Source organism: Mesotoga sp. (genome assembly GCF_035363035.1).
In the GTDB taxonomy this organism is placed as follows: Bacteria; Thermotogota; Thermotogae; order Petrotogales; family Kosmotogaceae; genus Mesotoga.
Genome location: NZ_DAOSEH010000092.1, coordinates 1 through 7,888 on the forward strand (window position 1 = coordinate 1; position 7,888 = coordinate 7,888).

Sequence of the window (7,888 nt, forward strand, 5' to 3'; positions counted from 1 at the left end):
TGGAGACTAAGGAGGAGCAAGAATTGAGAAGGTTCAGGGTTAGGGTTAATGGAAAGGAATACGACGTAGAAATCGAAGAAGTATCTTCGCAGACACAAGTTCAACAGACGGTGAGCGAAGCTCCGGAGACACCTGTAGCTGCCAGAAAAACGGAACCCGTGAAAAAGGTCGAAGAAGTGAAAAGATCCGAACCGGAGGTCGATGAGAGACCTTCTCAATCGGGCGACAACGGAGGGACTAACGTTGTCTCGCCGATGTCTGGAACGATCCTCGAGGTTTTTGTCTCCGTTGGAGACAGCGTGAGCGTCGGCCAGAAACTGTTAATACTGGAGGCCATGAAAATGGAGAACAGCATCCTGGCGGAGAGTTCCGGAATGGTCCAGCAGGTGAAGGTCCGCAAGGGCGACAATATAGATGCCGGAGAGACTATGATAGTTCTCGGATCATAAAGGCGGATTCTTCCGCCTTTATGATCCGAAAAGTCTTTCCGTTATGATCGATATGAAGTTTCCAGATGACAGGGAACTGGTAACTCTGTCAAGAATTCTTTCATTAAAGGTTTTCGGGGTCTTTCCCGATATACCTTTTTCGTTCAATTCGAGACTAAAAAGAGTTCTCGGCAGGCTTGTTTATCTGAAGGCTGCCGGTCGTTACAAGCCGTTGAGAATAGAAATAGCCTCCTCGATTTACGCGAACGAAGAGCTTCTCAAAGGCACAATACTTCACGAGCTCTCGCATTATTATCTCATGATAAATGGAAGAGACTTCTCGCATTCTTCGCAAGACTTCAAAAAACTCTCCAGTGAACTGGGCTTCGATATAAGAGTACCCGCAAAAGTCGAATCTTCCAGAGGATCGGAAAATAGTTGATTTTTCCGGAAATCATCTGCTATAATTATTTATACCATTTGGTATAAATAATTATAACGGTGATAGGAATATGACTCAAAAGAGGCTATCCAAAGCACTTGTATATTACAATGAAGAATATTTCATACCTATAAGGTTCAGTTATGATGGTATAAAAATTTTTATAAAGACCATTACTTCGAACTGGATAGAATCTGCGGGCAGAGAGAGAATACACCACTTCTCGGTCCTCACCAACCTGGGAGCCTACAGTCTGGAGTTCCACGAAACACTGAAAAAATGGTACTGTCGTCCATTGGAGAACTGTTAAAATGACGGGCATAGAATACATTGCTCACATAGATATGGACGCTTTCTTCGCGAGTGTAGAGCAAGCGGCCAACCCCTGCTTGAAAGGACGCCCTATCGCCGTCACCGGAATCGGTAAACGCCATTCGGTAGTTACTTCGGCCAGTTACGAAGCTAAAAGATTCGGTGTGAGATCAGGAATGCCCTTCTTTCAGGCCGTTAAGCTCTGTCCCGATTTGATGGCAGTCAAGGTGCAATCAAGGAAGTACGAATATGTTTCCAGAGAAATCATGAAAATGCTCACCAGCGTTTCCCCGAGAATAATGGTGACAAGTATAGATGAGGCTTACGTCGACCTAGGTTTCTACACAAGGCTCGAGGAGGCTCTGGAGAGTTTCATAAAGTTCAAACACGATTTGAAAGAGAGTTTCGGGATAACGGCCTCTGTGGGGGTTACTGTCAATCCAGTGCTTTCCAAAATCGCGAGCGATTATTTGAAGCCGAACGGTTTTGTAGTCGTGAAGAAAGGTCTAGAAAGGACTTTTCTGAAGCAGATACCTCTTGGCGACGTCCCGGGCATCGGGAAGCATACACTGATCAAACTGGAATCGATGGGTTACAAAACGGTCGGAGAAGTTCTCGAGGAGTTCGAAAGAAATCCCATAAAGCTCTACACCGCTTTCGGGAATAGCTTTTTGGGACTAATTCAGAGTCTCTCAAAAAATAGTTTTTCTCGGGAGATTTTTTTCAGAGAGGAACCACCCAAATCCATAAGCCATTCCATGACTCTTTCTGTGGATATCACCGATCGGGAACTGGTGATGAGGGTAGCCAACTTCCTGGCCGCCAGAGTTGTTTACAGACTTGGGAGATGTTCTATGGAAAGTGCGGGACTCACTGTTCATCTGAAGTACTCCGACGGAAAGTTGCGCAGACTTTCGAAAAGACTCGGTTCCACGATCTCCTCCATAAAGGATATGACCGAAATCCTGCCGTGGATGATCGAATCCATCTGGAAGGGTGAGGCCATCAGGGCCGTCGGCATTACCTGCTGGAACCTCACCGAAAAGAAGAACGGAGAGCAACTCTCACTCTTCGAAGCGAAGAGAAACCCGCTGGAAACGGCGCTGGAGATCGAAAAAAAGTTTGGAGAGTATTCGATCTTTCCCGGCAATATACTATTCCTTCCCGGAATCAGAAGAGTCGAGAAACCTTCCGATCTCCATTACCAGGGCTTCTGCCGTCGCCAGGTTAGTTGCTAAAGGTTTGTTGTGAACATCGCAGACTCTGAGCAGGGCGGTCACGTCCGGTTCGTGGGGCTGTGCCGTGAGAGGATCTCTCAGAAAGATAACGAAATCTATCTCGTCGTTGGCAATTAAAGAACCGATCTGAAGATCTCCGCCGAGTGGACCGGATTTGAAGGAAGTCAGCTCTAGTTTGACTTTCTCTTTCAGAAGGTTTCCGGTCGTACTGGTGGCGAAGAGCCGGCAGTTTTTGAAGATATCCAGATGTTCTCTGACGAACATTATGAGATCGATTTTCTTTTTATCGTGGGCTATGAGGGCAACTCTTGGAATCCTGCTCATAATTACCTCCTTTGATTTCCTGAAAAGATGATACCACAACGCGACCCTTAGCGACCGGGAGGCAGATCGAGTTATCGAGTTGTTGAATCGAGGTGACCTTTGTCTTTATCTTTTAACGAAGTCATCCTTTATGGCATAGCCACGTCCGATCCTGTATCTACAGAGCGCGGCGGCTTTTTCAATATAGGGGTGAAGAGATTCTCTAAAGTCGGGGAGGTTCTGGAGATATTCGAGGTTCGTTTCTTGAAGAAGAGCGCCGGGAGGGTGGTCACGGAAATACATGCCGGCAGCCTCCTCCTCCTGAAGGGAGCACTGAGAATTTATAAAAGGACCCACCACATCGACCTCGAAGATTTCGTCGTTACCACCGATCTCTTCGACAGAGACCTGGGTATAGAGATACCCAGAATAGTCACCAAGCTCGGGAGAGATTACTTCTGAAAGGTTTCGTAGAAGCTCTTTCTGAGATCGGAAAACAACTGCTTGTCGGCTTTCATCTGCAGATCCAAAAATTCGATATACAGATACTCCTTCTCCAGTCTGTCGGTTATCTTCAAGAACTCGAGGTTCGGAAAATAACCCTCCCTTCTCTTCAACGAAAGATATATGTGCATGAGGTTGGGGAGGTAACCGCCGCCGCCGAGAAGACCGAGTATCCTCATTCTGGATTCCGAAGGGAGTATTTTGTAAATACTTCTATCGGAAAGAGTTTCGACTTCCCAGCTGAAATTGGATTGCTCCATGAGACCCCTGAAAAACTGTCCCAGCAGGTTCTCGATCAGTCCCGTTTCATAACTCCAGCGGTACTGCTTCCATGGAACTCCCTCTACGATACTGAAGATAACCTCTTCCCTCATAAGGTATACGAAAGCTATTTCACTCATTTCTTCCGGCTCGAGAAACTCAATGTACAGATCCTCGCCCCCGCTCAGCATTAAACGGGCACCGACCAGAATATCTCGATAACTCGAACCATCGCCGTCGGAATCGATGATATGAAACTCCATCTTGACGCGTGCATCTATGTCGCCGCTTTCAACTATCTCCCTTATGAAGAGTGTCAGATCGTTGTATTCTTCGGTCGAAAAGGCGTACAGGGAAATGAGCACAAAGAGAAAAACCAGGATTCGCTTCAATCGCTTTCACCTCGGCACATTATAACATGTCAATCGGGGGTAAAAATGATAAGATCTTTATGAGGTGATACTTTGAAAGTTGCATTTCCAGCGCAGATGAGAAGAATAGACGGACTGATCATCGAAAGAGGGGTTCCCTCTATGTTGCTCATGGAAAATGCTTCGAGGAGCGTACTCGAGGAAGTTCTGAAATACCTCTCGGTCAAGGAGGTTGCGATACTTTGCGGTGGAGGTAACAACGGCGGGGACGGTTACGCGGTGGGGAGGTTGCTGCTGAACGCCGGAAAGACTGTCTCTGTAATCGAATGCTATCGTCCTTCCACGCCCGATACGATCTTCAACGCTTCTCTCTTCGTCTCTTTAGGAGGAAGGATACACCGATTCGAAGAGGGTACGGCAGAGAGCCTCCTTTCGCGTGCCGATATGATAATAGACTCCGTATTCGGGACGGGCTTTCACGGAGAGTTGCAGGGAAAAGTCGCCGAATTGGTAGAGTACGGCAACGGACTGAAATCCATAAAGCTGGCGGTGGATATTCCCTCCGGAGTTTCCGGCTTCGATGGAAGCGTTCGAGGAGTGGCTTTCAGGGCCGATAAAACTGTGACTTTCGGAGCCGGGAAGGTAGGTCATTACCTTCATCCCGGGCGCGATTACTGCGGCGAGGTGGTTGTGAGGAGCGAAGGCTTCTCCAGAGAGATCCTCGACGGACAACTCGATTCGTCGGTCATAGATGAGGAGCTGGTTCTGAAACTCCTCCCGGAACGTCCCGTCGATAGTCATAAGGGCACGTACGGGAGCGTGCTGGTTGTGGGCGGAAGTGAAATCTACACGGGTGCACCCTTCCTGAGTGCTCTCGGCGCCCTGAGATCGGGCTGCGGCATCATCTACACCTACACTCCCCCGGGAGCGGCCGTGGTTATACGTAACAACCTTCCCGAAGCAATTGCGGTAGTCGGCAAGGGGTCGCACATATTTCGCGACGATCTCGATGCGATAGTCGAACTCGCGAAAAAGGCCGATTCTATCGTTATTGGTCCGGGAATCGGAAGAGATGAAGAGACGGTAGAAACCGTTCTGGAGTTGATCAAGATCTTCTCAAAAAGCCGGATGGTCCTGGATGCCGATGGTCTGTATGCTCTCTCGAAGGATTTGACGGTACTATCGCACACGGAGGACATCCTCCTGACCCCCCACCCCGGCGAGTTCAGGCGTCTGGGCGGAGGCGAAACCGGTCTAAAATCTCTGATGGATTTCTGCGAGAAATTCCGGTGTAGAGTTATCTTGAAGGGATCGAGTTCCGTTTTGTGCAACCCCGACGGAAAGTTGAGCATAAACATCGCCGGCACGACCGGACTCGCGAAGGGCGGCAGCGGCGATCTTTTGAGCGGTACGATTGGAAGTTTTGCGGCTCAGACCGGAGATCTCGAAAGAGCCGCCATTCTTGGGATGTATTTCATGGGGAAAGCGGCGGAATTGAGCGATGAATCTGACGCGTCGAATACCGCTTCCAGTATCGGGAAAGAATACTCCCGGGTATTTTCCTGTCTGGTTGAAGGAGCAAGGGGAGAGAAACATGGAATTGGGACATGAAGTATCTCAGAAGCTCGAACAGAGGCAAGGCTTATCCTTAAGATCTCAGCAGGCCCTGAAGTTGCTGCAGTTGAACTCTCAGGAAATAACCGCGGAGCTGGAGGAGATAGTGCAGGCCAATCCTCTGCTCGAGATCAAGAGGGACGATTACGATCTCATCGAAGACAGTGAGGATAAAGAAAGAAGAAACGAAGACGAAGAGAACGTTGAGGATGGAGATCTCTACTCTCAGCCGATACAGTATTCGGTTTACATGAGAGAAGAGAGTTCAGACAGAGAAGGCTGGGACTTCGACAGGCTCGAGGCGCAACAACCTACTTTCAGAGAGATACTCAAGGATTTTGCTTACTACGTTCTCGACGATCGACAGTACGGTCTTTTCGAAACGCTCCTGGATAACATGGACGACTACGGTCTCCTCAGCAGGGATCTCGAAGCGGTATCAAAGGAGGGTAACTGCAGTCTGGAGGAACTCGACTCGATTATAGGGGTACTCAGGGAGAGCGGTTTCGATGGTGTCTTCGCCAGGGACAGGGAGGAATTGAGCGAACTGATGGACGGGGGGCTTTACCCCTCCTCGGGCTACAGCGACGGAACTTATGTCCGGTATGTCGAGCCCGATCTGTACATCGAATTTTTCGACGAGAAATTCATGGTGACCGTCAGGGACTGTTCACTGATTCTCAACATCGAGGATTCTTACAGAGAGATCCTTGAAAACGGTGAGAAGAGCGCCAGGGATTATTTAGAAGATAAGCTTGAAGAGGCCCAGTTCTTTGTCAGCGCTCTCGAGAGGAGAAAGACAACGCTTCTGGCCATAGGAAACGAAATAGTGATGAGAAACGCTGTCTTTCTCCTCAACCGGGGAGATAAGATAAGACCGCTCAAGATGAACGAAATTGCCGACAAACTCGGCGTTGTGGTGTCAACCGTAAGCCGCGCCGTGAAGGGTAAATTCATCCAGACACCCGCAGGCACTTTTCCTTTGAGGTATTTCTTTGGAAACCTCCAGGAGAAGGAACAGGCTCTGGAGATCATAGCGGAGATCGTAAGAAATAACGAAGAGATCTCAGATTCCCGGCTGGTTAACGAGTTGAACAACAGGGGGATATCGATCGCCAGACGCACCGTGAACAAGTATCGTAACCTTCTGGGCCTCGGAAAGGACAGCCAGTCTTGAAGGCCGGACTCTTTCTGGGAGGTCAGTACCCTTCCTCGAATGATTATTACTCGAGAAGGATTTCGAAGATGGGTGTGATAGTCGCCGCCGATTCTGGCGCCGAAAAACTCCGCGAACTCGAGAGACCGCCGGAGATACTGGTGGGAGACATGGATTCGATATCTCCCGCGACTCTCGACTGGTGCAAAAAAAGTGGCGCCCAGATCCTGATCTTTCCGCCGGAGAAGGACGATACGGACACGACTCTGGCCATAAAGACCCTTTACGAAAGGGGTGCGCTCGATGTCGATATCTTCGGTGCATCGGGAAGACGTGAGGATCACTTCCTGGCGACGCTTTTCTCTATCTACGGCGCCGATACCGGCATGAAACTCCTCATAACCGAGGAGAACTTCCAGGCCGGTCTCATGAAGGATGGTGATTCCTGCACGATCATGGAAGCTATCGAGGGCGAAACCTGGTCTTTTCTACCTTTCGGTGGTGGCCTTCCGGTCGTGACTCTGGAGGGATTCAAGTATCCTCTAAAAGGGCAGACTCTCGATTACACAAGGCCGCTCGGGGTTTCAAACGTGGCCACGGGACCTCTGGTTAAAGTGCTGTGCAGAGGAGGTGCGCTTATCTATTTCAGATGGTTAAAAGAATTCTGATACTGTCCGATACACACGGGGCTTTTGAAATAACAAAAGCGATCATCGATAAATTCGGACCTTTCGAAATGATCCTCCACTGCGGAGATTATCTCTACCACGGTCCGCGCAATCCAATTCCCGCCGATTACGACCCTATTTCCCTTTCGACGCTCTTCAAAGATATGGGGGATCGACTGGTGGGTGTTAAGGGGAATTGCGATAGCGAAATAGATCTGACTTTGATCGGTAAAGACAGACTTCCAGACTCGAGAGTCGTACATATAAACGGGCTCGACATTTACATGTACCACGGGCACAGAAAGGAGAGTTTTCCCTTCGAAAGGGGATTAGTGATCAGCGGCCATACCCATTTGCGGAGACTGGTGAGAGAAGGCTCCCTGCTTTTGCTCAATCCGGGAAGCCCTTCACTTCCAAAGGACGCCTCTCCCGGTTCTTTCGGTACAATTGACTTCAAAAAAAGAGAGATCTCCGTTTTCAATCTCACCGGAGCCAGGTCGGAAGGCGAAACTTTCTGACTCTCTGCGACGGCTTTAGAAAAACATGTTACAGAAGCCATGATATAATAAGTATCTGGGTGAGGTATTATGT

Annotated in this window: 11 protein-coding genes; 9 read left to right on the plus strand and 2 right to left on the minus strand. The window is 49.0% G+C overall.

Annotated elements, in window-relative coordinates; translation table 11 throughout:
• The 4 genes from PKX57_RS10405 to PKX57_RS10420 form a co-directional block, all read left to right on the plus strand.
• Nucleotides 1-449 (plus strand): biotin/lipoyl-containing protein (locus PKX57_RS10405; RefSeq protein WP_472417183.1); only part of this gene is annotated, 449 nt, incomplete at its 5' end.
• A 52-nt stretch (nucleotides 450-501) separates the two neighbouring features.
• Nucleotides 502-870, plus strand: a complete 369-nt coding sequence (locus PKX57_RS10410; protein WP_231936703.1) for a SprT-like domain-containing protein — start codon at nucleotides 502-504, stop codon at nucleotides 868-870.
• A gap of 70 nt (nucleotides 871-940) precedes the next feature.
• Nucleotides 941-1,180: a hypothetical protein gene (locus PKX57_RS10415; RefSeq protein WP_169699568.1), complete on the plus strand. Its 240-nt coding sequence runs from the start codon at nucleotides 941-943 to the stop codon at nucleotides 1,178-1,180.
• Nucleotide 1,181: 1 nt separating this feature from the next.
• The gene (locus PKX57_RS10420; protein WP_169699569.1) at nucleotides 1,182-2,420 is read left to right on the plus strand and encodes a DNA polymerase Y family protein; all 1,239 of its coding nucleotides are present in this window, start codon (nucleotides 1,182-1,184) and stop codon (nucleotides 2,418-2,420) included.
• On the opposite strand, the gene PKX57_RS10425 is transcribed toward PKX57_RS10420, so the two are convergent.
• A complete protein-coding gene (locus PKX57_RS10425; protein ID WP_472417185.1) occupies nucleotides 2,337-2,744 on the minus strand; it encodes a methylglyoxal synthase in 408 nt (135 codons plus the stop codon). The two genes, PKX57_RS10420 and PKX57_RS10425, sit on opposite strands and share 84 nt — an antisense overlap.
• 99 nt (nucleotides 2,745-2,843) lie before the next feature.
• On the opposite strand from PKX57_RS10425, the gene PKX57_RS10430 reads away from it, so the two are divergent.
• Complete coding sequence (locus PKX57_RS10430; protein WP_213921572.1) at nucleotides 2,844-3,185, plus strand: hypothetical protein; 342 nt, start codon at nucleotides 2,844-2,846, stop codon at nucleotides 3,183-3,185.
• Here the strand turns inward: PKX57_RS10430 and PKX57_RS10435 are convergent.
• A complete protein-coding gene (locus PKX57_RS10435; RefSeq protein WP_214047751.1) occupies nucleotides 3,176-3,880 on the minus strand; it encodes a hypothetical protein in 705 nt (234 codons plus the stop codon). The genes PKX57_RS10430 and PKX57_RS10435 overlap by 10 nt on opposite strands.
• 72 nt (nucleotides 3,881-3,952) lie before the next feature.
• Between PKX57_RS10435 and PKX57_RS10440 the strand changes: the two genes are divergently transcribed.
• The 4 genes from PKX57_RS10440 to yfcE are packed head-to-tail and all read left to right on the plus strand — an operon-like array spanning nucleotide 3,953 to nucleotide 7,815.
• Nucleotides 3,953-5,470 (plus strand): NAD(P)H-hydrate dehydratase, encoded by a 1,518-nt coding sequence (locus PKX57_RS10440; RefSeq protein WP_472417187.1) that lies wholly within the window; start codon nucleotides 3,953-3,955, stop codon nucleotides 5,468-5,470.
• A complete protein-coding gene (locus tag PKX57_RS10445) occupies nucleotides 5,454-6,650 on the plus strand; it encodes an RNA polymerase factor sigma-54 (RefSeq protein ID WP_213921575.1) in 1,197 nt (398 codons plus the stop codon). The genes PKX57_RS10440 and PKX57_RS10445 overlap by 17 nt, the downstream gene beginning before the upstream one ends.
• On the plus strand, nucleotides 6,647-7,297 hold the full coding sequence (locus PKX57_RS10450) for a thiamine diphosphokinase (RefSeq protein WP_213921576.1): 651 nt from the start codon (nucleotides 6,647-6,649) through the stop codon (nucleotides 7,295-7,297). The genes PKX57_RS10445 and PKX57_RS10450 overlap by 4 nt, the downstream gene beginning before the upstream one ends.
• On the plus strand, nucleotides 7,279-7,815 hold the full coding sequence (gene yfcE / locus PKX57_RS10455) for a phosphodiesterase (RefSeq protein ID WP_213921577.1): 537 nt from the start codon (nucleotides 7,279-7,281) through the stop codon (nucleotides 7,813-7,815). Before PKX57_RS10450 ends, yfcE begins: the two co-directional genes overlap by 19 nt.
• The last annotated feature ends 73 nt before the right edge of the window (nucleotides 7,816-7,888 follow it).

Excerpts from the sequence above, each read along its gene's own strand:
- yfcE (WP_213921577.1), top strand. The coding sequence starts at position 7,279 with ATGGTTAAAAGAATTCTGATACTGTCCGATACACACGGGGCTTTTGAA.
- PKX57_RS10425 (WP_472417185.1), bottom strand. The coding sequence starts at position 2,744 with ATGAGCAGGATTCCAAGAGTTGCCCTCATAGCCCACGATAAAAAGAAA.
- PKX57_RS10445 (WP_213921575.1), top strand. The coding sequence starts at position 5,454 with ATGGAATTGGGACATGAAGTATCTCAGAAGCTCGAACAGAGGCAAGGC.
- PKX57_RS10420 (WP_169699569.1), top strand. The coding sequence starts at position 1,182 with ATGACGGGCATAGAATACATTGCTCACATAGATATGGACGCTTTCTTC.
- PKX57_RS10410 (WP_231936703.1), top strand. The coding sequence starts at position 502 with ATGAAGTTTCCAGATGACAGGGAACTGGTAACTCTGTCAAGAATTCTT.
- PKX57_RS10415 (WP_169699568.1), top strand. The coding sequence starts at position 941 with ATGACTCAAAAGAGGCTATCCAAAGCACTTGTATATTACAATGAAGAA.